Below are 22,383 nucleotides of genomic sequence, written 5' to 3' on the forward strand. Positions count from 1 at the left end.
GCATATTGCGGCTTGTTTCGTTGACGTCGTTTTCAGATCGGATCGAGGCTTGACCATGTTTCAGCGACTGATCGATGATTTCAAGGACTCGACCGGCACCGCCCTGCGACTGACTTCGCTCGCGGCCGCGGCGGCCATGGCGTTGCTGGTCACGACCGCGTTTCTGTGCGCTGCGGCCTTCGTGTTCGTGCTGGAGAAATACGGTCCCGTAGAGGCCTGTCTCACCGGAGCTGCCATCTTCTTCGTCGTCACCTTGATCGCGGCCGGCAGCTACATGGTACGCAAGAGGCAGATCGAGGCGCGCGCCGAACAGGCGGCGAAGATGGCGAAGTCTACCGCGCAGACCGTGCTGTCCGATCCAATGCTGGTTGCCGCCGGCATCCAGGTGATCCGCGCCATCGGTGTCAAGCGGCTGATCCCGATCCTTGCAGTCGGCGGGCTGGCACTGGGATTTTTCGCCAGCCGCGCCAACGGGAGCAGCAGCGGCAGTGAAGCGCCGGCGGAGTAGGCAGGGCGTCGCACCTTCCATTGTTACGCCTTCCGCAACCTTCCTGTAGCCCGGATGAGCGCAGCGATATCCGGGACCCCCCAACACCGCCCCGGACATCGCTGCGCTCATCCGGGCTACGAACTGCGGCCCCTCCACGTCATTGCGAGCGAAGCGAAGCAATCCATAGCGCCGCAAGTGGAGAGATGGATTGCTTCGCTGCGCTCGCAATGACGGCTGAACGAGCTTGCGCATTCTCGCGACGTGATACGCCCGAGGTTTGCATCTTCGTTTGCCCTCTTGGAAATTAGAGGGCGCAGGGAAGACCGGGTGCTTGCTGCACCCGCGGTCTCGCGTGCAATTTGCGCACAAGAACGCGCACACGAGCATACAGGGCAGCGGGAGCATTCCGGCCTTCCCTGCGCAATGGCTTTACGGCTTACTTCGTGCTCTCCCCGGTGAACGGCTTTCTTGCCACCGTCGTCGGCGGGACACCTCCCGCCAACTTAGCGCCAGCACCGCGGCGCCAGAACCACACGACTTCGCCGTACGCTTCAGGCGCGTACGTCTAGCGCCCATCTGCGTCCATCGCATCTCACCGCACGTTCGTGACGATCGCGAGCGTCCCTCATCTGCCGTGAGACGGGCGGAGTTATGCCGGTGATTTGCGTGAGAACGAAAGCGGAATATTTTTGCGGGAAGGGCTGGACGACCCAAATCAGCTTGATCCGCCTTGGAAAATTGGCGTTTTGGCGCAGCGCTCTCTCCGCGTCATTGCGAGCGAAGCGTGCCCACCGTTTCGATGCGCGATCGGCGATAGATGGTGGGCACGTCGCTAACGCTCCTTTGCCCACCCTACAGATCTAATCCGCGGATCTAATCCGCGATCAGGTCACGCAGCGGCCGGGCTGAAGCAGTTTTGCGACCTCGGTCAAAACGCTGACCGGCGGTTCGCAGGCCACCGTCATCTTCGAGGGGCTCCGCTTGGCCGCCGGCGGTGCCGGGCGGTTCCGCACTTCCTCCTGGGCCACGGGAACTCGCACCACCACGGAGGTGTCAGCGAGGCCGACGGTCCGGATCGTAATCGTCTCGGTCTGGCTTTGCGCGGCTCTGAGCGCCGCACGGTCGGCCTTGGCGGCGCGGTTGATCTCCCCCGCAGGCTCGGTCGCGGCGAGTTGCCGACGGCCGGTGAGGTCATGGCCCGATGCGAGCTGGAAGGCGCCAAATGTCGCCGTGATGGCGAGCGCGGCTAAAATTGCTTTGAAAATCTGTGACATGCTGGTTTGTCCCTCGCCCCATGGCGATCACAAACACAACCCGAGCCGAGCCGAAGGGGGTCCGACGCTTCTCGATCACTTAACCGTGTACGAAAAATATTTGCGGCTCCATGGAACGACTCCGGGGGGCTCGGAGTCATCCCGGCAGCCGGTTATTCCCCCTGCCCCATTGACCGGCGACGTAGGGTGCGACCGTGGTGATGCCGGTCGCACCCTGCTTTTTTTGGCTAAACCACTTCTTCACGACGCCAGCTTCTTCAAAGCGCGTTCCAGCAGTTCCAGCCGATCCTGGCCCCAGAATATCTCGCCCGAAGGCAGCACGTAGCTCGGCGCACCGAAGACGCCCGCGCTCAGCGCCTCCTGCGTGAACTTCTCACGCAGCCCGTCGAGTTCCGCGTCCGAAACACCGCCCGCGCGCAGCTCCGCAGCGTCGAGGCCGGCGCGCTGGGCGGCCAACGAGACCGCTACGGGATCGACGAGCGTTTCGTCTCGTTCCCATACCGCACGCCCAAGCTCGATCGACAGCCTGTGCGCATTCTTGCCCTGCAGCTTGGCCGCGATCACTAGGCGGGTCGCCGCAGCGTCGTCGCAGGGAAAATGCTTCGGTTCGAGATTGATCGGAGTGCCCAGCACCTCCCGCCAGCGCTTCAACTCCATCATCCGGTAGGCGCGCCGCTGCGGCGAGCGCTTCGGCAACGGCAGCCCGCCGGTCTGCTCGAAGATCGGCCCGAACGTACAGGGCTTGATGTTGACGGTCGCGTTATTTCGTTCGGCGATCTCGGCGAACGGCGCGCTTCCAAGATACGTCCACGGCGAGGTGAGCGTCATGTAATAGTCGATAGTGACCGGCATAATCCGGGATTCCCCCAAGCAGGCTGATGTCAATCAAGCTAGCCTTGCGAGGGTATGCCAGCAACCTCCCTTCAGCCACGACTGATAACGGCCGCCTTTAGTGCAAGGCGTTCGTGATCTTGTGATCCAGATGACCGGTCTTGTAGTCGCGGCGAAGCTGGTTCAGCGATGTCTCGTTCAGGTAAGGCAAAGCCTGGCTCAGGCTGTCGGTTGGGGGATAACCGGCGGCAAAACCCTGCCCGTAAATCTTGCGCAACGTGCCAATGGGCGTGGCGCCGTGCTTGTGTCCGATTTCACCATCCTGCTTGCGATTGTCGAGGCCTGCCTTGCTCATGCCGCTCTCCCTAGTGCCGATGCTGAACATCCTCCCGCTGAGGCGGAATGGCAATCGTGCACTGCAACCGGGAATTAGAGCTTTACCGTAGCCTGCTATAATCGCCGTGGTCTGGAAAAAACAGGCGCCCGGCTTGTTGCGGTGTACAAGCCGGGCCCCCAGCGGACATCCAACGCCATAACGACGGAGTCGGGCGCGCGGGCTGCCCTCTCCCCGCCAGCGCCGGTCTCAGAGCAATACGGCGTAACATTCGACGTGCGATAGGGAACAAGTGGTCCGGATAACAGTTGCTCAAAGCGAAGTCATCGAGAGACTTTACATCAGGGAAGATAAGCCATTGCGCGTCTTCATCCTCGCATTGTCAGTCTTTGGAATTCTCGTCAGTGCAAATGTTGCCAAAGCCGGTCCGAGCACGACCGACCGTGATCTGTTGGCATCCGTCGATCCGGCGACCACTGCGCAAGAGGCAACTCAGGAAACCGAAGATCGGATAGGACTCGACAAGGGAAAGCGTCGCGACGTGCAGCGGCGGTTGACCGGTCTCGGCTTCAACACCAAGGTCAATGGACGGTTCGACAAGTCGACCCGCGCCGTCATCACGCGTTGGCAGGCGGCACGCGGCTATCCCAAAACTGGCTTCCTCGACACGCTGCAGCATCAGGCGCTACTGACCGAGTCCGTCTCGGCGGCGCGCGCGAGCCTTGGCAGCAGCGACAAATCCGATGACAGCCGTCCGGCCCGCCGTCGCGGCGGGAGCCATCACCGCAGTATTGGCGGTCCAGTCGGAATGATTGGCGGCGTGGTGGGTGGATTGTTCGGACGCAGGTGACCCGACAAATTATGGAGCGTTAGCTCTCAAGCGTTTTGGCCCACGATCAGCAGGGCTTGGCACATGAGCGCAACGCCGCGTATGGCACCTATCGGACCTCACCCTCTCGCTCGGTGATGTGCTCGTCGTGGTAAGGCAGACATCGTCCAGGGCCGCGCTCAAGCACCCGAATACGTAGCGATAAGTGCGGCAATTGCCAGAATGCAGCTAACAAGCAGCACCAGGAGAACCGGCCTGCCCAAAAGACCGCCTCTTGCCTCCACCGCCGTCTCAACTATTTGATTTCCATCTTTATGCATTGAAATCTCCTGTGAAGGGCCAACTGCCCGCCCTCTCACAAGTTCCTGAACCTTTGGACTCGAGATCGCTTGGTATTGCGGCCTGACAAACTCAGCTGTCTGCGAGAACTTGATCGTTGAGACAGGCCACTTTCCATCATGACATCGGATCGAAATTCGCAGGCCGTGCAATTCGTCAAGCCATACCTTGTCCACGGTCCCGCATATGCCGTCGGTGAGGATCACAGCCTTGTCGACAAGCTCTGTCTGAGCTTGTTCGAACTCGCCGAGAATCGTGGACGCGCGAATTTTCACAGTTGGCATGGGGTTTTCAGACATAAAGTCGATTGAGCCGATCGTTGCGGCTGGCGGCGATTGAACCGAGCATGTGAGTTCAACGGAGGCCGTGTCACGCGCCATGCTGCCGGTAATCGAACGCGGTCAATCCATTGATGGCACGCGCGCATAGTTTGTTGGCATTCCGCTCGCCAGTTTTTACGGCTCGCAGAACTCCCCGGGCGATGATTTCGCGATCCACTTCCAACTGGCCGATATTCTGAAGCGTTCGACATGCCAGGTCGTATGCCTCGTTTACGGCGATCATCTCCGTTGGATCGAGGGACAGATTCTGGAAATGCGGATTAACATTGAACATGATGTTCTCCTCGTAAAACTGCAGGTGCAGGCCCCCGGCTGCGGTAAAGAAAAAGCCCCGCGACGAGCAGGGCGATTTGCGCTGACATCGCGAGGGTAAGACTTATCGATTCGTCGGGGTCATCTTGGCAAGAAATCCACCGAACGGTTTGAAGGATTCCGTGGCAAGATCGCGATACAACGCACCAATCTTTTGCGACTCGGCCATGAACGTCTCGAAAGCCGTCTTTGCGAATTCCGCTTGAACTTCAATCGCCTTGTCGACCGACTTCACGCCCGAGAGCTGCTCGACAAACGATCTGGTGTCTTCAAACGATTTTTTGGCGTAGTCGCTGTAAGCTGTGGCAATCGCTTGAAAGCCGGCCGGGAAGGAATTCATCGATGCAGCAGCGGCATCGATCTGTTCTCTGCCATCCTGCGGCTGCGATAAATTCCGATTTGCGTTATTCTGGTTCGTATTAGACATTATGAAAATCCTTAGGTTGTTTAGCAGTGAGTCAATGTTGCGCGTCGTCAATGGTTGCACCGAAAGGCAGTTCCCGCTTGTTCTCTAGGCGGTGCTTGTGTGTTCGCATGATGTTATCGGAACTCAGTGTTATGACTGCCGCGTCTCGGTTTGCATTCGCCCTGCAGCGTTTTGTGAGCAAATCTTCCGGGCGATCCCGGAGAGAAATGCGCCTATTCCGGTCTGTTCGATTTGGATGAAACGATACCGTGCCTGATCGTGCCGCTGTCTCGGCTGTTCCTGTTTCAAGCAATTGTCTTAGCTTGAATCCGGGAGTGTCGTAATTCGCTAACGATGCGTTAATTTATTGTGGAATGTGAGCAAAACGGAACAGCGGCGGAATTTCTGAAGTTCCATGCTGGCGCCATCACCGCCCCCGTCGGTATCTACCGGTGACTGAGAGTTCTGTAACGCTCTCGCCTGATCCAAGGCGAAGCATCATGATCATCATCCGACCACTTTGCCCCGCATGCCAAACAAGAACCACGTTGGCGCGGATTACACCCGGCCCCTTGGGCTTCGACATTCAGACGTTTGAGTGCCCTGCGTGCGATCACGTCCATCAGACTGTGGTCGAACTATTCGATCCCATGAAGTCGCTCAGAACGAACGCGTGGCTTCGCGGACAACTGCAAGCGCCAACGTAAGGCGCCTCAGGCGGCAGCTCCTTTTATCATGTCAGCTCATGACCGAACGCACAGACTCTGCCCCACAATCCTATAACCCGGCGGAACAAGTGCTGGTTGGAGACCTTAACCCCGCATGGATCGCCTTCCTGCCCAAGGCATCCTGCATTGATGGCCTCAGTGTCCCCCACACTGGGGCCGTTTTTGCTGAACGAAATTTTCAATAGTGGTCAATATTGACCAGCCCCGCATTGGGTATTGGGGCAAGACTGGCTCCATCGTCGTCCGAAATAGGCCGTTATCGGCGACAGAGAGATCGGTAATGCTCCCGCCCAATACAGGGAAGCATGATGTCATCTATCCAACCAAATCCACTATACAGCCGCGCGGAGACCGGAATTCTTCCGTGTGCCAAGTGTGGCAAGCCTATGCGGTTGGCTTGCATCGAGCCTGCTCAACCCGGTCATGAAGTCCGCATCTTCGAGTGTTCGGAATGCAAGACAACCGGGAGTTTTGCAGTCGCGATCTAGCCACTAGGCCAGTTTTGCGACCTGTTGGATCCGGCTCCGGCTTCGGCTTTTGCTAACCGCTTCATCAGTTATCCGCAGCCGAATGCTCCTTCGGCCGCTTGGATCTCACATGCCATTTCCATGAAGGCGCGCGGTTGCTCAGGGCGGGACTCCCCGGCTCATCCCTGCTGCGAAAAGCCCCCATCGTGCGGCACTTTTACTTCTGATGTCGGCGGCCTGAATGGTAGGATAGGCGTCCCACCGCCGCGACGAAACGGGACATGCCAAACAAAGCCAACCAAGCAGTATTTGATCCCAAGGAATTTCTCGCCAAGGTGGGCGAAGGGAAGACCATCCTTGAATTTCGCAAGGATGGGATTGTCTTTGCGCAGGGCGACGCGGCGAGCACGGTCTTCTATATTCAAAAAGGCCGGGTCAAGGTTGTTGTCATATCCGAGCAAGGCAAGGAAGCCGTGGTCGGCATATTGGGGCCTGGCCAGTTTTTTGGCGAAGGCTGCATGAACGGCCATTCGCTGCGTATAGCGACGGCGACAGCGATGGAGGAGTGCCTGGTCACCGCGATAACGAAGACGGCCATGCTCCAGGCGCTTCACGATCAGCCGAAGTTTTCCGAATTGTTCATGGCCTATCTGCTGACCCGCAATAGCCGGATTGAAGAGGACCTGATCGACCAGCTCTTCAACTCCAGTGAAAAACGGCTGGCGCGCCTGCTGCTCCTGCTGGCGAATTTCGGCAAGGAGGGCAGCCCACAACCGATCATTCCGAATATCAGCCAGGAAACATTGGCCGAGATGATCGGTACGACGCGATCCCGCGTCAGCTTCTTCATGAACAGATTCCGCAAGCTCGGCTTCATCACCTACAACGGGAAGATCGAGGTCAACAGTTCATTGCTGAACGCGGTGTTGTACGACAAGCCCGAGATCAAGCGCGAGCCGTGACCTGATATCTCGTCGCGGTCATTGAGCGCCACGTTATTGCCGAACCAACCCTGGCTCCGCGCGGGCGACGCAGGTATCTATCGGCGCCACCAGCTCCTTTGCCACCCCCATCCGCCGCCACGGCCGTTACGAACGAGGCGCACGATGAGCAGGAGTAATACGGCCCCGATGGTGGCGTTGAGGATTGCGCTGATCAATCCGGTTCCGAGATGGATACCGAGTTGGGGCAGCAACCAGCTTCCGATAAAGGCGCCCAGGATTCCGATGATAACGTCGCCGATGAGTCCGAAGCCGGTCCCTTGCACGATCTGGCCGGCGAGCCAGCCGGCAACGAGGCCGACAAACAATATGACCAACAGGCTTTCGCTCGACATGTGCATTTGGTGACCTCGCGGTTTGCCCGAGAGGAAGCATCACAGACTGGCAGTGCTGCTGTCTGTATCGAATTGACCAATTGGCTGCACCACGGCGCCTTAAATTTCCGGGAGTGAGCAAAATTGAACAGTGGCTTCACTTCGACTCGCGGCATCTTGCTTGAATCATTGCATGTCAGCGGCATCCGCCGGTGGCAGAAGCAGACGGCTCCCACCTTGATCCGCGGGGGAATGCACCATGCCGGAACTACATACGCGCCCCGAACCTTGCCTGCTTCCGATCCGCCGGCCCGGATGTCCGAAATGCGAAGGCCGCATGATGCTGATCGGGATTGCGCCCGGCCCGGAGGGCCTTGAGCTCCGCACGTTTGAGTGCAGGAAATGCGACCACAGCTTCACAAACGCAGTCGCTAAGGACCCGATGAATGCGGTCTCGGCCAGCTGGATCTCCGGCGAGCTGAAGACGCCGACGTAAGTACAGGGCTACCGCCCCGCCGCCCGCATCTCGTCACTCGGCTTCACGTCCTGCGAGCGGCTGTAGATCGCGAGAGCGACGATCAGCACCAGCGTCAGCGTGCCGAACAGTGCGCGGTAAGCCTCCTCCGTGCGCGCGCCGCTGGCCAGCGGTTCGAACGCGCCGATGATGATTCCGGACAGCGTCTGCATGCAGGCGACGCCGAGCATCACCGACGTGTTCATGGTCGAGATGCCGCGGCCGATCAACCTGTCCGGGAAGATGCCGCGGCCGTGCGTCATCACCATGGTGCTGGAGGCGGAGAAGAAGCCCATGGCGATGATGACGGCAACCGGCAGCCAGGCCGGCGGGTGGGAAAACAGCGCCAGCATCGCGAGCAGAACAACGATCACCAGCGTGCCACCGATCGCGATTCCCTTGCGGGTGTCGAGCCGGCGGTCGAGGGGGCCAAAGGCGAGCATGCCGGCCTGGTAGGCGATCACGGCGCAGAGCAGGACGTTGCCGGCCGCGATCGGGCTGAGGCCATGCACCTCGCGCAGGAACGCACCACCCCACAGGCCCTGTACGGTGAAGGTGCAGGCGTAGTTGCAGAAGTTCAGCGCCAGGATCGGCTTCAGGCGCGGGTTGCGCAGCACCTCGAGCATGCCCCGGAGCATTTCGCCTGATGGTTCCACCTTGCGGGAGAGGAATGGATGACCTGGCGGCGCGTCGCGCACCACCAGCCAGATCGCGATCGTCGCCAGCGCGATGAAGACGACGACAGCGCCGAACACCGGGCGCCAGCCGACCGCCTCCGACGCCCAGGCCAGCGGCGTGGTGGCGGCGAGGTTGCCGAGCAGGCCGATCGACAGCACCATGGCTGTCAGTGTCGAGAAGCGGTCCGGCGGAAACCAGCGCGAGATCACCACCATGCTGCCGATCAGCATCACGCCGCAGCCGGCGCCCATCAGCACCCGGCCGGTCAAGAGCACCGGCCAACTCGGCGCCAGCGTGAACAGCGCGCCGCCGAGGCTCGCAATGATCAGCATGCCGACCACGGTATAGCGCGGCCCGAACCGGTCGAAGAAGAAGCCGCAGGGAATCTGCATCGCGGCGAAGCCGAAGAAGAACGCGCCGGTCAGCGCGCCCAGCGCTTCCGGCCCGATGGCGAGGTCGCGCATCAAATCGAGGCCGATGGTGACGTTGGAGGCGCGGAAAAAATGGCTGGCGACATAGGCGGTGGCCATTGTCGCGACGATGATCAGGCCCCGGCGGTAGGGCAAAGGCCGCTCGGCGGACTGCATCGGTGAAGGACGTTTCCGTTTATTTTCTTGTTGCTGCAGCGACCCTATGCGGGCGTGGGGCGCAGTTCAACAAGCAATCCACCCATCACGCCCTCTGCAGCGCCAGCGTCACGCCGCCGAGCGTCAGTACCATCGCCACGACTTCGCGCAGGCCGAGCGGCTCGCCCAGAATGAGGGCCGCCGAGATCACGCCGATCAGGGGGACCAGCAGCATGCCGGTCGAGGCCGATGAAGGCGGCAGGCGTCGCAACGTCTCGAACCAGGTGAGATAGCAGAGGCCCATCGGCACCAACGTCATGTAGATGAAGCAGGCAAGCCCCTGCGCCGTGAGCGCGCCGCAGTTTGGCTGCTCGAACGCAACGCCAAGGATCAGCATTGCAAGGCAGCCGAGCCCGACCTGCCAGGCAACCACGACCAGCGGCGGCATCGGCAAGGCCACGCGGTTGAGGATATTGCCGATCGCAAACAGGATCGCCGCGGAGAACAGCAACACGATCCCGATGATCCGTCCGCTATCGAAGGAAAATCCATTGCCGCCCAGCAGCACGGCGATACCGCCGACGCCGAGGACGAGCGCTGCGATATCCACCAGCTTCGGGCGGATGCCGGCCAGTGGCCATGCCAGTAGCGTAGCCCAGATCGGCATGGTGTAGACGATCAGCGCGCCCTCGCCGACCGGGACGAACTTCATCGCCACCGTCGAAAATCCCATCCAGGCAAAGACGTTGGTGAAGGACGCGAACAGCAGCCGCGGGACCGCCTCGCGCGGGACGTCAAGCGGTTGCCCCCTCGCCTTTGCGATCGAAAACAGGATCAGCGCGGCGGCGACGCCTGCGAGCCCACGGGCGAACAGCGGCGGCCACTGCTGCAGCAGCAGCTTCATCAGCGGCCAGTTCAGCGCCCATCCGAAGGCGGTGACGCCAAGGCAGAGAAAGCCGATCCATTTGCCGCGATGCGCCTCATCCATGCCGAGTGCTTAGCAGCCTGGAACCCGCGGCTCCATGGTGAGCGCGCGCATGGCTCTTGGCACAAAAAATCCGGCGCGCAGGTGGGGCGCGCCGGATAAGTCCGACCAGCTTCGAGGCTGGTGGCCCGAGCCAGGGGGAGGTGCCTGGCCGCGAACTCGGTAACGCCGGCAATCGCAGCCCTGAGATACGAAATCCGGGGGGCCGGCGGAGAATCAGCAGAGTTAATGATAGCGCCAGCGTCGCAATCCGAAGGTGAACTGGTTCACATAGCGCCTCAATCGGAAATCATGCGCGAGGTCGCGTGATCGCCCCGCGCGAACGGAAATTGCGGCGATCGAGGTGACGAGGCAGGCGGCGCTGACGACCGGAGACGAGATCGACGATGCGCAGACAATGCGAGGATGGTACATCCTGCCTCGACGTGACGACGTTATGATCTTCGCTCGCCCTGCTCTATTGTACCGAGGTAGATGGCCGACATCGAAATGGATGGACCGGCTATACGAAGGTTTATAAGCCCGGCTTTGCGCAGCGGAACCCGGTACGCTCGATACGGTGCCGACAGGCGGCCCTTCACTGAGCGGACGTAGTCTGACGGCCGGGCAGAAAGCGCTTCAGCGATTTCCATGCAGGCGCGAAGACAAATCCAACGACCGGAATAGATACGGCGCCGACCACGAGGCCGATCACGCCGGATATGGCTGCCTCGACAGCCCATTCGAGGATCGCGGCAAGCGGCGGGAATGCGTGGGCCACCGCCTCGGCAGCGGCCTTGACGGCATGGTGGATTGCAGGCGGACCGTAGACCTCGACGCCATGCAGGATGATGCCGCCGCCGACCCAGATCATGGCGGCAGTGCCGACCACGCTGAGAATCTTCAGAAACACAGGCATGGCGCGAACGATGCCACGTCCGAGCGCGCGGCCGATCGCCGAGGCGCCGTCGCGCCGTGCCAGCGCCACACCGACATCGTCGGCCTTCACGATCAAGGCAACCACGCCATACACGGCGACGGTGATTCCGATCGCCACGACCGCCAGCACAAGCGCCTGCTTCCAGATGCTTCCTACGGGGAGGGCCGCCAGCGTGATCGCCATGATCTCGGCCGACAGGATGAAGTCGGTCTTGATGGCGCTTGCGATCTTCTCGTCTTCGACCGACTGAGCGTTCAACGCCACGGTGCCGAGCTGGGCCTCATGCTGATGGGCATGATGGGGCATGATGGCCTCGAGCACCTTCTCCGTCCCTTCGTAGCAGAGGTAGGCGCCGCCCAGCATCAGCAGCGGCGTAATCGTCCAGGGAAGGAAGTAGCTCAGCACCAGGGCAGCCGGCAGCAGGATCAAGAGCTTGTTGCGCAGCGATCCCGCCGCGATCTTGCCCACGATGGGAAGCTCGCGCTTCGGCTCGAAGCCGATCACGTAACCGGGTGTAACGGCGGTATCGTCGATGACGACACCCGCCGCCTTGGCGCCTGCTTTGGCAGCCTGGCTCGCCACATCATCAAGTGAGGCTGCAGCCACCTTGGCGATACCAGCTATATCGTCGAGAAGGCCGATCAGCCCGACACTCATCGATCCTTGCTCCCCTTGCTCCACATCATCAAGACAGGAAGACCGTAACGGATTGTTCTCAACAAAAATCCGGCGCGCAGTGGGGAGCGCGCCGGATCATTCCTACCCCAGGTACAAATATGGGCTCTAGCCCGCGGCCGCCCGCGGGGCGCGGTTACGCGAGTTGCGCTGGAAGAACAGCGCCTGGCTGGCGACGGCGGAGACCATCGCAGGCTGGAACGGTTTCGAGATCAGGAACGCCGGCTCGGGGCGTTCGCCGGTCAGGAAGCGCTCGGGGTAAGCGGTGATGAACACCACCGGCACCTCGAACACCTTCAACAACTCGTTGACCGCATCCAGGCCCGACGAGCCGTCGGCGAGCTGGATGTCGGCGAGGATCAGGCCGGGCTTCTTGTTCTTGGCCAGCGCCACCGCATCGGCATGGGTGCGGGCGACGCCGATCACGTTATGGCCGAGGTTCTTCACGAGGCTCTCGAGGTCCATCGCGATGAAGGTCTCGTCCTCGATGATCAGGACGTCGGTGGCGATTTCCGCTGCCATCTCGCGGCCGGCGGCGTCCGTCAACTGGCGGGTCTCGGGGATGTCGATGTTGAGAATGAACGACACCTCTTCTTCGGAGAAGCCTTCGAGGGAGAGCAGCAGGAACGCCTGCCGAGGCAGCGGCGTGATGTTCGACAGCCTGCGCTCCGGCGGCAGCGCCAGCGTCGCGACGTCCGGGTTGTCGTTGAGCGAGACCGAGTTCCAGATCTGGGTGAAAAGCTTGAACAGCCCGGCGCGCGGGCCATGCCGTTCGTCGAGCAGCGAGCCGTCCTGCAGCAGGGCCTCCAGCATGGCACCCACATAGGCATCGCCCGAGGCCTGGTTTCCGGTCAGCGCACGGGCATAGCGCCGCAATAGCGGCAGATGTTCAGCAACGAGCTGTGATCGGGACATCCCCATTTAATCCTTATCTAGGGCCGTATCCTTGGCCGTACTTACTTAGGGTCTCAGCCGGGCGGACGTAACCTTAAAGCGCCGCGTCGGGCGTCAATTTTAGTTTCGGCGGGGGGACCCCGGTTCCCCTGTCACCCCCGATTACTCGCGTAGGGCAAAAAAGTTCCAAAAAAAGTTCCCAGATTCCGGAACCATCCGGACGTATTCGCATTAGCCTTCAACCTACAACGCGGCGACCTAGGCCCAATTTCGAGGTATTCTCTTGAAACCACAGAGACTTAACTCTCGGGGAAGCGTGGATCAGACCATGAAGGAAGTAAAGAAGCAGGGCGGGCTTAACGCCGAGATTCAATCCAGAATCGGGCACCAGCTCCGCGCCATGTACGACGATGTGGTCCGACAGGGCGTGCCGGACCGCTTTGCAGAACTGATCCGGAAGCTCGATGGGCCGGAAGCGGCGGCGGCCCAAATCGACGACCCAGCAAAAAACGACGGGAGGGACTAATGCCTCTCACCGACTCTCTTCGCGACGACATTTTGGCGTCGGTACCCAGCCTGCGCGCGTTCGCGATCTCGCTCTCTGGTAATGGCGACCGTGCGGACGACCTGGTTCAGGAAACGCTGCTGCGCGCCATTGCCAACATCGACTCGTTCCAGCCCGGCTCGAACCTGCCGGCCTGGCTGTTCACCATCCTGCGCAACCTGTTCCGCTCGGACTACCGGAAGCGGCGGCGCGAGGTGGAGGACGCCGAGGGCAACTACGCGAAAACCCTGAAGACCCAGCCGGCGCAAAATGCGCATCTGGAGTTCGAGGAGTTTCGCCAAGCGCTCGACAAGCTGCCGCAGGACCAGCGCGAAGCGTTGATCCTGGTCGGCGCCTCCGGCTTCTCCTATGAGGACGCCGCCGCCATCTGCGGCTGCGCGGTCGGCACCATCAAGAGCCGCGTCAACCGCGCGCGCTCGAAACTCTCAGCGCTGCTCTATGTCGAGGGCGCCGAGGATTTTGGTCCCGATGAAACGGTGCGCGCCGTGATCGGCGGCAACGGCGGGTGATGACGCTATCGAAATGACATGGAAAAAGGCGGCCCGAGCGGCCGCCTTTTTTATTGCCGATGTCGTAGCCCGGGTGAAGCGCAGCGTAACCCGGGACTCCACGGCATAGACCGGCCCCGGATTTCGTGGAGCCTGTCATCGGACAACTTGCAGCGGTGGTTATGGGTCCCTGCTTTCGCAGGGACGACGTGCGGAGAGAGCGTGCCCCTACCTTACCGGCCGCACGGGTGCGGAAATCTGTTCGGTGCGGTCGCGCTCGGTCATGTCGACGACGGTTTCCATCGGCGCGGTGAGTTCGTAGACGTAACTCACTTCGGTGAAATAGCGCTTCGCGGTGCCGCCCATCGCTTCGGGTGCTACGCGATCGAGCAGGATAAGGCCGAAATCACTGTCTTCCCGCCGCGTCGCCGCGCTGGTGTTGAACTCTTCCCAGCGAAAATGAAAGATCGCATCCGGCTCCTCGCCCGTGACTTCCCAGTTGGCGACGATGTGCGGGTGCTTGCCGACCAGCGACAGGCCCTCGTCGGAATGCGACGCCAGTTCGAAGAACAACAGCGAGAGCGACTGCGCGGCGCGCGCGCTGACGGAGATATCCGGGCCATTGACGACGATGCGGTCGGCATGCGGGATCGCGCGCGACTCAAACAGGCCCTTGAGCTTGACGCCCTGCCACTGGCTTTCGCTGAGCAGCGTCACCACGTTCGACATCGCATGGATGCGGCCGATCAGGAGCTCGCGCGACACGTCCATGTCGGAGCCGTGGCGCAACGTGCGCGTCACGATCGACTGGATCACGGCGAGGATGTTCTTGACCCGGTGGTTGAGCTCGTCGATGACGGCGGTCAACCGCCGCTCGAAACCGATCCGGACCTGGATCTCGCGGCTGAGCCGCAGATTGTTGTAGGCGACATAGCCGAACAGGCCGCAGACGATGCCGGTGAGCGCGAAGCCGATGGCCGCCACGATGATCGCCGTCTGCTGCGCGCGCTGCGCGGCGTTGTTCTTGGCGTAATAGCCGAGCGACCAGTCGCGGCCGCCGAACGTCACTGTCCGCACCACCGACGGCAACGGATCGCCCTGCCTGACCGCCCGCAAGGTGATCACGCCCTGGTCGTTGGCGACATATTCGTCGCTGGCGTCATCGGGGTCCTTGAGCACCACCGCAAACAGCGAGCGGTCGTCATTGGTCAGCATCAACGACGCCAGCTCGTAGGAAAACGTCACGAAGCCTGCGGGCTCCGTGGTGCCTTCCTTGAGAATGGCGGACGCGAGCACGAGGCCGACCGGCCCGCCCTGCCGCAGCAGCGGAATCGGGTCCGACGCCACCGGCTTGCCGGTCTCCGCCGCCTTCGCCAGCATCGGCCCGATCACCGAGTGACGGTCGTAGGCGCGGCCGGGAAAGCCCAGCGTATCCGCGCTGCGCGGTTCGAGATCCATCAGGACGTCGAGCGGCTTGTCGATCGCCTTGATGTCGAGTGGCCGGTCGTCGAAATCCCTGATCGTCGGGTTGGTGAAGCCGGCGCTCTTGAGCTCTGCCTGCGCCGCCGCCAGGTCGCTTGACTTGAGCCGCGCGATCCAGAACGCGGTCACGAAATCGGTCTTGAAGGCATAGATCGCCGAGCGCAGCGGCTGCAGCATGTTGGCTTTCACCACCGAAGGTGCGCGAAACAATCCGGATGCAACGCGTGCGAGCAATTCGCGCTCGGTCAGCCGGTCCTGCACCAGGCTGGCGTGGACGTCGATGGCGCGGGACAGCGCAATGCCGTCGATCGCCAGTTCCTGTTCGTGAACGCGATAGGCCGCGAGACCGGAGAGCAGAACTCCGATCAGCGCGATAAAGCCGATAATGAAGCCCAGCCGAACCACTCGCTTACTCGGGAATGACGTATTGGCGAAGACGTATCGGAAGCATCTTTGGGTCTGCCGGGGCAGAGGCACATGGCAATAGCGCGAAGGCCAACCGCGGCGAATATGACGGAGCGCTCATCAGCACGCAACTGACAGGTGGCAGCGAGGTAAACAACACGGCCACCGTTAACGCTGAATTGGCGGGGCCAGAGGTTGATAATCTGACAGCGCCAATTTGGTTCCAGCGAAGACGGACAAATCCGAGGCTGTGGCGGCGGGCCGACTATTAATGTTAACGCGCCGCCCCACCCGGCCGCTGGCCTGACCGTTTTTCCGGTCGCTTGCGCGCCCCACCTGGCTCGGCCGTTTATCTCGACCGTTATCTTTGGCCGTTTATCTCGGCCTACCCGGCCTTGGCCTTCGCGGCCGGGCGCAGGCCGCCCTTGGTCTCGATGAAGCCGATGATGCGATCGAGCCCCTCGCTCTTCTTTAAGTTGGTCATCACGAACGGCCGCTCGCCCCGCATCCTCTTCGCATCGGTATCCATTTTCTCCAGCGACGCCCCGACATGCGGGGCGAGGTCGATCTTGTTGATCACCAGCAGATCCGAGCGGGTGATGCCCGGCCCGCCCTTGGAGGGGATCTTGTCGCCGGCGGCGACGTCGATCACGTAGATCGTGAGATCGGCGAGTTCGGGCGAAAACGTCGCGGCGAGATTGTCGCCGCCGGATTCGATCAGGACCAGATCGAGATCGGGAAATTTCGCGCGCATGTCGGCAACGGCGGCTAGATTCATCGAGGCATCCTCGCGGATCGCGGTGTGCGGGCAGCCGCCGGTCTCGACGCCGGCGATGCGGTCCGGCGTCAGCGAGCCCGAGCGCACCAGAAACTCCGCATCCCATTTGGTGTAGATGTCGTTGGTGATCGCGGCGATGTCGTAGCGCTCGCGCATCGACTTACAGAGCAGGTCCATCAGCGCTGTTTTGCCGGAGCCGACGGGACCGCCGACGCCGATGCGGAGGGGACCGTGAGATTTAGACATGTGGGCAGACCTCTGTGTTGTGGTCGTCCCTGCGAACGCAGGGACCCATACGCCGCGGCCTCGCGATGGATTTCGGTGGCCGACGACCTTCGCCAAATGAACACCTGTGGTTATGGGTCCCTGCGTTCGCAGGGACGACACGTGGTGAGTATCTCGTTCGCATCATGACCGGAACAGCCGCGTATATTGCGTTTCGTGGCGCAGGCTGGCGAGATCGCCGCGGAAGGTGGCGCTGCCGAGATCGTCGAGCGATGCTTCCAGCGCGCGCTTCGCGGTAGCGGCAACATCGGCTTCCAGACTTGCGAGAATGCGCTGGCTGTCGGTTTGTCCGAGCGGCACCAGCCGCGCGCCGGCGGAAATCCAGTTCGACACCACGGCATGCAGGAAGGCGTGCATCGCCGGCGCCAGAGGTACGGCGTGCGCCGCGCTGACGATCCCGACCGCGACGGGATAGACGGTCACGCCGCCACAAGCAGCTACCATTTCGTCGAGCCCGTCGCAGGCCCAGGCTGAACGCGCGATCTCGATGAAGGCGCGGCCCTGCGTCGAGGTCTCGAGCTGGCGTTCGCGCGAGGGCACGAACGCGGCCGCGAGTTCAGCGATCTCGCGCAAAGCCGCGCTGTCTTGCGTGGCCGCCGCGCAATGCGCCTGCGCCAGAAACACCGCATCGCAGAAGCCCGAGCCGTCGCCGAGCATCGCGGCCAGCCAGTCGCGCAGCGATGCGGCATCCGTGATGTCGCCCGCCTCCACCGCCCATTCGATGCCGCTGGAATAGGAGAACGCGCCAACCGGAAAGGATGGCGACAGCCAGGTCATCAGCCGGTACAGCGCCGCCGCCTCATCCGCATTCATTCCGCTGCTGGCGTCGGGCGGCGCGGGCTCACTTGTGGTCATGAGCATGGGAGTGATCGTGGTGGTGGTGATCGTGGTCGCAATGTTCGTCGTGGTGATGGTGGCGGTCGTGATCATCGTGATCACTGTGGTGATCGTGATGATGATGGCCATGATCATGCGCGGCGTGATCAGGCGCCGCCTGCGCATAGGCCCCGCCCTCGGGATCGAACGGTGCCTCGATCTCGATGATGCGCGCGCCCAATCCCTTCACCATCGCCTCGATGACGTGATCGCGGCGAATGCGCAGCCCTTTTGGCATGATCTGGGTCGGCAGATGGCGGTTGCCGAGATGCCAGGCGATGCGAACCAGGTGCAGGGGATCGGCGCCCCTGATCTCGATCAAGGGCTCGGCGGCCGCGACCACCTCGATCAGCCTGCCATCCTCCAGCACCAGCGCGTCGCCGCCGCGCAGCGCCACGGCGTTTTCCAGATCGAGCAGGAATTCCAGCCCGCGCGTGCCCGTCATCGCCATCCGCCGCCGGTGCCGGTCGTCGAAATCGAGCACGACGGTATCGGCCGCCGATTGCGTCCAGCGGTGCTGGCCCAGGACTGTTGTCGCGCGGATCATTGGTTCAGAACTTCTCCACCTTGCCGTCGCTGATGATTTCGATCACCGTCGGCGCCGTCTTCATCTGCAAGGAATACTCCCGCCAGACCTTCATGTGGGGCGCGCGACCATGCGCGTTGAGGTCGTCGCGGGTTTCCCACCGCTCCACCACCACATACAGATTGGGATTGTTCACGCTGACATGGCCTTCATAGGAGATGCAGCCCTTCTCCTTTAGCGTTTCGGCGGTGCAAGCCTTGTGCCCCTTGATGAAGTCGTCCTTGTTTTCCGGCTTCATCGGCGTGGTGGCGATGACGTAGATCATGAGATTTTCTCCCGTTGGCTTTTCTTGTTAGCGGGTTTCGACTTTCGCAGGCGTGATGTATTCGATCTTCGGCGGCGCCGTCATGCATTTGACCGCGACGCGGCCGAAGGTCTTCATGTGCTCGGCCGTCCGGTGCGGGCCCAGCGCTTCCATGTTTTCCCACTGCTCGACGAACACCATCTTGGAGGGATCGGTGACGCTTTCGTGCAGGTCGTAGGCGATGTTGCCCGGCTCCTTGCGGGTTTCCTTGATGCAGGCGGTGGCGGCCGCGATGAATTCGGCGCGCGTTTCGGGTTTCACGGTCAGCGTGGCAACGACGTAAATCACTAGATCCTCCCGGACTTTTGTTCTGGCTCAAGTTCCGGGCACGACCTTAGAACATGAAATACCGCTGCGCCATGGGCAGGACCTCGGCCGGCGCGCATGTCAGAAGCTCGCCGTCTGCGCGCACCTCATAGGTCTCGGCGTCGACCTCGATCTTCGGCGTGGCGCCGTTATGAATCATGCTCTTCTTGGAGATGCCGCCGCGGGTGTTTTTCACGGGATAGAGCTTCTTTTCGACGCCGAGCTTGCGCGCCAGCCCGCCAGTGATGGCCGCCTTCGAGGTGAACACCACCGAGGACGCCGTCAGCGATTTGCCGTAGGCGGCGAACATCGGCTGGTAGTGCACGGGCTGCGGCGTCGGGATCGACGCATTCGGGTCACCCATCGGAGCGGCCACGATCGAGCCGCCCTTGATGATGCAATCCGGCTTGACGCCGAAGAAGGCCGGCGACCACAGCACGAGGTCGGCGAGCTTGCCCTTCTCCACCGAGCCGATCAGTTTCGACACGCCATGCGCGATCGACGGGTTGATGGTGTATTTCGCAATGTAGCGCTTGACGCGGAAATTGTCGTTGTCGTTGCCCCTATCCTCAGGCAGCGCGCCGCGTTGCTTCTTCATCTTGTCAGCGGTCTGCCAGGTCCGGATGATGACCTCGCCGAGCCGGCCCATCGCCTGCGAGTCCGACGACATCATCGAGAGCGCGCCGAGATCGTGCAGGATATCTTCCGCGGCAATCGTCTCTTTCCGGATGCGGCTTTCGGCAAACGCGAGATCCTCCGCAATCGAGGGATCGAGATGGTGGCACACCATCAGCATGTCCAGATGCTCGTCGATGGTATTGCGCGTGAATGGGCGCGTCGGGTTGGTCGAGGACGGCAGCACGTTCTTCAACCCTGCGATCTTGATGATGTCAGGCGCATGGCCGCCGCCGGCGCCTTCGGTGTGGAAGGCATGGATGGTGCGGCCCTTGAACGCCTTCACGGTATCCTCGACAAAACCTGACTCGTTCAGCGTGTCCGAATGCAGCATCACCTGGATGTCGTAATCGTCGGCAACGCTGAGGCAGTTGTCGATCGCAGCCGGCGTGGTGCCCCAGTCCTCGTGCAGCTTCAGCGCACAGGCGCCGCCCTTGATCATCTCGACCAGCGCCGCGGGGCGCGCGGCGTTGCCCTTGCCTGATATGCCGAGATTGACCGGGAAGGCGTCAAACGACTGGATCATCCGCCCCATGTGCCACGGGCCGGGCGTGCAGGTCGTCGCAAACGTGCCGTGCGACGGGCCGGTGCCGCCGCCGAGCATCGAGGTGACGCCGCTCATCAGCGCGTGCTCGATCTGCTGCGGGCAGATGAAATGGATGTGGCTGTCGAAACCACCAGCGGTGAGGATCTTGCCTTCGCCCGCGATGATGTCGGTGCCGGGGCCGATCACGATGGTGACGCCGGGCTGGATGTCGGGATTGCCGGCCTTGCCGATGGCAGCGATCATCCCTTCCTTGATCGCGACGTCGGCCTTCACGATGCCCCAATGATCGACGATCAGCGCACTGGTGATGACAGTGTCGGCCGCGCCCTGCCGGTTGGTGACCTGCGATTGCCCCATGCCGTCGCGGATCACCTTGCCGCCGCCGAACTTCACCTCCTCGCCATAGATGGTGAAATCCTTTTCCACCTCGATAATGAGGTCGGTATCGGCCAGCCGCACCTTGTCGCCGGTGGTCGGCCCGAACATGTCGGCATAGACGGAACGTTTGATTTTGACGCTCATAGTTTCCCCTGCACGTCACCGCGGAAGCCGTAGATGACCCGTTTGCCGGCGAGTGCGACGAGTTGCACGTCGCGGGTCTGGCCGGGCTCGAAGCGCACCGCGGTGCCAGCGGCGATGTCAAGACGCATGCCGCGCGCTTTCCTGCGGTCGAATTTCAGCGCGGGATTGGTTTCGAAGAAGTGGTAGTGCGAGCCGACCTGGATCGGGCGGTCACCGGTGTTGGCGACGGAGAGTGTCACCGTCTTGCGGCCGGCATTGAGTTCGATCTCGCCGTCCTTGATGAAGAGTTCGCCGGGGATCATCTTCGTTACCTCACAACACTTTGCTGCGTCATGGCCGGGCATAGCCGTCTGAAGGACGGTGGCGCTTCCACTCGCCTATGCCCGGCCATCCACGTCTTAACTCGCGGGCCAGAGGTCGTGGATGCCCGGGACAAGCCCGGGCATGACGACGTTGATAAATCCACGCACGTCACCTGATCGGCTCATGCACGGTGACGAGTTTTGTGCCGTCGGGAAACGTCGCCTCGACCTGGATGTCGTGGATCATTTCCGGGATGCCGTCCATGCATTGCGCGCGGGTGATGACCTGCGCGCCTGATTGCATCAGTTCGGCGACGGTGCGGCCGTCGCGCGCGCCCTCGACGATGAAATCGGAGATGATGGCGATCGCCTCGGGGTGGTTGAGCTTGACGCCGCGCTCCAGCCTGCGGCGCGCCACCATGGCCGCCATCGAAATCAAGAGCTTGTCCTTTTCGCGGGGGGAGAGATTCATGCGAGCACTCGGGTGATTGATAGATCTAGTTAAGCCAGAGCCTTGGAAGCGCCACGCCGCTGGCGCGGCTGAGCACTGCCATCATATCGGCGCGGAGCCGGGCCGCATCTTGGGCACAGAAGCGCGCCATTGCAAATCCATTCCAGGCGGAGATGCCGACCTCGCCGCCGAACGTCTCGGACGCTTCGCGAATCCGCTCCACCACTGCCTCGTTACCGGGCACGATCAGCGCGGTGCCGATGGCAACGCCGCCCTTTGCAATGGCCGGCCGCGCCAGTTTTGCGCCGATGTCACCGTCGAGCCGGATGGTCTCCGCAAACACGAGCTTTCCGCCGCGGCGCAGGCGCCAGCGGTCGACGAATTCACCATGCAGCATCTTTTCGCCCATCGCCGCACGGCCGAACACCACGATTTCGCAGAGCAGAAGCGAGGCGTCTTCGGCCAGGTCGATGTCGATGCGCCTGATAATCCGCGCGCGGTCGAACAGGATGGTCTCCTGCGGCAGCCAGGCGAGATGCGCTCCCCTCTCCGCCTTCAGGGCTATGCTGAGCTGGGCAGCCGCACCGGGCGCACGATAAACTTTCTCGGCAGCCGCCGTCGTGAGCGTCAGCCGTGTCCCCTCGCCCGCCGCGATATCGATATCGAAGCGGTCGCCGCCGGCGATGCCGCCGGCCGTGTTGACGAACACGCCCGACAGCCCTTCCGCCTCAGGGGAAGGAAAACGCACGCGCAGCGAGCCGGATTCGTGCAGGTCGCCGCGGCGGGTGACACCGTCCCTGACATGCACGCCAAACCTGACCGCGCCCTGGGCGCGGTTGGCCGCGAACGTCGCTGAACTCGCGCGCGTGCTATCGGTCCGCATCCGTCCCCCAAACGCAACGCCCGATACGGCC

26 protein-coding genes and 1 pseudogene are annotated in these 22,383 nt (G+C 62.0%); 5 read left to right on the plus strand and 22 right to left on the minus strand.

Annotated features, from left to right (window positions below; all coding sequences use genetic code 11):
- The first annotated feature begins 55 nt into the window (after window positions 1-55).
- Window positions 56-508: a hypothetical protein gene (locus KIP88_RS17675; protein ID WP_214489206.1), complete on the plus strand. Its 453-nt coding sequence runs from the start codon at window positions 56-58 to the stop codon at window positions 506-508.
- Between the two features lie 866 nt (window positions 509-1,374).
- Here KIP88_RS17675 and KIP88_RS17680 read toward each other — a convergent pair.
- The 3 genes from KIP88_RS17680 to KIP88_RS17690 all read right to left on the minus strand — a co-directional run bounded on the left by KIP88_RS17680 (window position 1,375) and on the right by KIP88_RS17690 (window position 2,950).
- Window positions 1,375-1,764, minus strand: coding sequence for a hypothetical protein (locus tag KIP88_RS17680; protein WP_214489207.1), 390 nt, complete (start codon window positions 1,762-1,764; stop codon window positions 1,375-1,377).
- Between the two features lie 240 nt (window positions 1,765-2,004).
- Window positions 2,005-2,616 (minus strand): 2-hydroxychromene-2-carboxylate isomerase, encoded by a 612-nt coding sequence (locus tag KIP88_RS17685; RefSeq protein ID WP_214489208.1) that lies wholly within the window; start codon window positions 2,614-2,616, stop codon window positions 2,005-2,007.
- Window positions 2,617-2,713: 97 nt separating this feature from the next.
- Window positions 2,714-2,950, minus strand: a complete 237-nt coding sequence (locus tag KIP88_RS17690) for a hypothetical protein (RefSeq protein ID WP_214489209.1) — start codon at window positions 2,948-2,950, stop codon at window positions 2,714-2,716.
- 337 nt (window positions 2,951-3,287) lie between these two features.
- On the opposite strand from KIP88_RS17690, the gene KIP88_RS17695 reads away from it, so the two are divergent.
- Complete coding sequence (locus KIP88_RS17695) at window positions 3,288-3,779, plus strand: peptidoglycan-binding domain-containing protein (protein WP_214489210.1); 492 nt, start codon at window positions 3,288-3,290, stop codon at window positions 3,777-3,779.
- Window positions 3,780-4,177: 398 nt separating this feature from the next.
- Here KIP88_RS17695 and KIP88_RS17700 read toward each other — a convergent pair.
- The 3 genes and pseudogenes from KIP88_RS17700 to KIP88_RS17710 all read right to left on the minus strand — a co-directional run.
- Window positions 4,178-4,381 (minus strand): annotated as a pseudogene (locus tag KIP88_RS17700) (PRC-barrel domain containing protein); the annotation flags it as partial.
- An 85-nt stretch (window positions 4,382-4,466) separates the two neighbouring features.
- On the minus strand, window positions 4,467-4,712 hold the full coding sequence (locus tag KIP88_RS17705) for a hypothetical protein (protein ID WP_214489211.1): 246 nt from the start codon (window positions 4,710-4,712) through the stop codon (window positions 4,467-4,469).
- 102 nt (window positions 4,713-4,814) lie between these two features.
- Window positions 4,815-5,177 (minus strand): phasin family protein, encoded by a 363-nt coding sequence (locus tag KIP88_RS17710; protein ID WP_214489212.1) that lies wholly within the window; start codon window positions 5,175-5,177, stop codon window positions 4,815-4,817.
- A gap of 1,455 nt (window positions 5,178-6,632) precedes the next feature.
- Between KIP88_RS17710 and KIP88_RS17715 the strand changes: the two genes are divergently transcribed.
- Window positions 6,633-7,313 (plus strand): Crp/Fnr family transcriptional regulator, encoded by a 681-nt coding sequence (locus KIP88_RS17715; protein WP_214489213.1) that lies wholly within the window; start codon window positions 6,633-6,635, stop codon window positions 7,311-7,313.
- Window positions 7,314-7,390: 77 nt separating this feature from the next.
- On the opposite strand, the gene KIP88_RS17720 is transcribed toward KIP88_RS17715, so the two are convergent.
- The 6 genes from KIP88_RS17720 to KIP88_RS17745 form a co-directional block, all read right to left on the minus strand.
- Window positions 7,391-7,693 (minus strand): GlsB/YeaQ/YmgE family stress response membrane protein, encoded by a 303-nt coding sequence (locus tag KIP88_RS17720; protein WP_214489214.1) that lies wholly within the window; start codon window positions 7,691-7,693, stop codon window positions 7,391-7,393.
- Window positions 7,694-8,170: 477 nt separating this feature from the next.
- Complete coding sequence (locus KIP88_RS17725) at window positions 8,171-9,445, minus strand: MFS transporter (RefSeq protein ID WP_214489215.1); 1,275 nt, start codon at window positions 9,443-9,445, stop codon at window positions 8,171-8,173.
- An 85-nt stretch (window positions 9,446-9,530) separates the two neighbouring features.
- Window positions 9,531-10,412: a DMT family transporter gene (locus KIP88_RS17730; protein WP_214489216.1), complete on the minus strand. Its 882-nt coding sequence runs from the start codon at window positions 10,410-10,412 to the stop codon at window positions 9,531-9,533.
- A gap of 222 nt (window positions 10,413-10,634) precedes the next feature.
- The gene (locus KIP88_RS17735) at window positions 10,635-10,823 is read right to left on the minus strand and encodes a hypothetical protein (protein WP_214489217.1); all 189 of its coding nucleotides are present in this window, start codon (window positions 10,821-10,823) and stop codon (window positions 10,635-10,637) included.
- A 163-nt stretch (window positions 10,824-10,986) separates the two neighbouring features.
- Entirely contained in the window at window positions 10,987-11,985 is a 999-nt protein-coding gene (locus tag KIP88_RS17740) for a DUF808 domain-containing protein (protein WP_214489218.1), read from the minus strand.
- Between the two features lie 126 nt (window positions 11,986-12,111).
- Window positions 12,112-12,918 carry a response regulator gene (locus tag KIP88_RS17745; RefSeq protein WP_214489219.1) on the minus strand — a complete coding sequence of 269 codons (807 nt, stop codon included), beginning with the start codon at window positions 12,916-12,918 and terminating at the stop codon, window positions 12,112-12,114.
- Window positions 12,919-13,225: 307 nt separating this feature from the next.
- Between KIP88_RS17745 and KIP88_RS17750 the strand changes: the two genes are divergently transcribed.
- Window positions 13,226-13,423, plus strand: a complete 198-nt coding sequence (locus tag KIP88_RS17750; RefSeq protein ID WP_108514289.1) for a NepR family anti-sigma factor — start codon at window positions 13,226-13,228, stop codon at window positions 13,421-13,423.
- Window positions 13,423-13,971, plus strand: a complete 549-nt coding sequence (locus KIP88_RS17755) for a sigma-70 family RNA polymerase sigma factor (RefSeq protein ID WP_214489220.1) — start codon at window positions 13,423-13,425, stop codon at window positions 13,969-13,971. Before KIP88_RS17750 ends, KIP88_RS17755 begins: the two co-directional genes overlap by 1 nt.
- Window positions 13,972-14,178: 207 nt before the next feature.
- Here the strand turns inward: KIP88_RS17755 and KIP88_RS17760 are convergent, their stop codons facing one another.
- The 10 genes from KIP88_RS17760 to KIP88_RS17805 form a co-directional block, all read right to left on the minus strand.
- Window positions 14,179-15,837 carry an HWE histidine kinase domain-containing protein gene (locus KIP88_RS17760; protein WP_214489221.1) on the minus strand — a complete coding sequence of 553 codons (1,659 nt, stop codon included), beginning with the start codon at window positions 15,835-15,837 and terminating at the stop codon, window positions 14,179-14,181.
- A 385-nt stretch (window positions 15,838-16,222) separates the two neighbouring features.
- Complete coding sequence (gene ureG, locus KIP88_RS17765) at window positions 16,223-16,861, minus strand: urease accessory protein UreG (protein ID WP_214489222.1); 639 nt, start codon at window positions 16,859-16,861, stop codon at window positions 16,223-16,225.
- 162 nt (window positions 16,862-17,023) lie between these two features.
- The gene (locus KIP88_RS17770) at window positions 17,024-17,761 is read right to left on the minus strand and encodes an urease accessory protein UreF (protein WP_214489389.1); all 738 of its coding nucleotides are present in this window, start codon (window positions 17,759-17,761) and stop codon (window positions 17,024-17,026) included.
- Window positions 17,742-18,323 (minus strand): urease accessory protein UreE, encoded by a 582-nt coding sequence (locus KIP88_RS17775; RefSeq protein WP_214489223.1) that lies wholly within the window; start codon window positions 18,321-18,323, stop codon window positions 17,742-17,744. The genes KIP88_RS17770 and KIP88_RS17775 overlap by 20 nt, the downstream gene beginning before the upstream one ends.
- A 4-nt stretch (window positions 18,324-18,327) precedes the next feature.
- The gene (locus KIP88_RS17780) at window positions 18,328-18,627 is read right to left on the minus strand and encodes a putative quinol monooxygenase (RefSeq protein ID WP_214489224.1); all 300 of its coding nucleotides are present in this window, start codon (window positions 18,625-18,627) and stop codon (window positions 18,328-18,330) included.
- Between the two features lie 27 nt (window positions 18,628-18,654).
- Entirely contained in the window at window positions 18,655-18,954 is a 300-nt protein-coding gene (locus KIP88_RS17785) for a putative quinol monooxygenase (protein ID WP_214489225.1), read from the minus strand.
- A 46-nt stretch (window positions 18,955-19,000) separates the two neighbouring features.
- On the minus strand, window positions 19,001-20,716 hold the full coding sequence (ureC, locus tag KIP88_RS17790; RefSeq protein ID WP_214489226.1) for an urease subunit alpha: 1,716 nt from the start codon (window positions 20,714-20,716) through the stop codon (window positions 19,001-19,003).
- Window positions 20,713-21,018, minus strand: coding sequence for an urease subunit beta (locus KIP88_RS17795; protein ID WP_214489227.1), 306 nt, complete (start codon window positions 21,016-21,018; stop codon window positions 20,713-20,715). The genes ureC and KIP88_RS17795 overlap by 4 nt, the downstream gene beginning before the upstream one ends.
- 169 nt (window positions 21,019-21,187) lie before the next feature.
- Complete coding sequence (locus tag KIP88_RS17800) at window positions 21,188-21,490, minus strand: urease subunit gamma (RefSeq protein ID WP_025588283.1); 303 nt, start codon at window positions 21,488-21,490, stop codon at window positions 21,188-21,190.
- Between the two features lie 25 nt (window positions 21,491-21,515).
- Window positions 21,516-22,352, minus strand: a complete 837-nt coding sequence (locus tag KIP88_RS17805; RefSeq protein WP_214489228.1) for an urease accessory protein UreD — start codon at window positions 22,350-22,352, stop codon at window positions 21,516-21,518.
- Window positions 22,353-22,383 lie beyond the last annotated feature (31 nt).

This window comes from Bradyrhizobium sp. SRL28, from assembly GCF_018596315.1.
GTDB lineage: Bacteria > Pseudomonadota > Alphaproteobacteria > Rhizobiales > Xanthobacteraceae > Bradyrhizobium.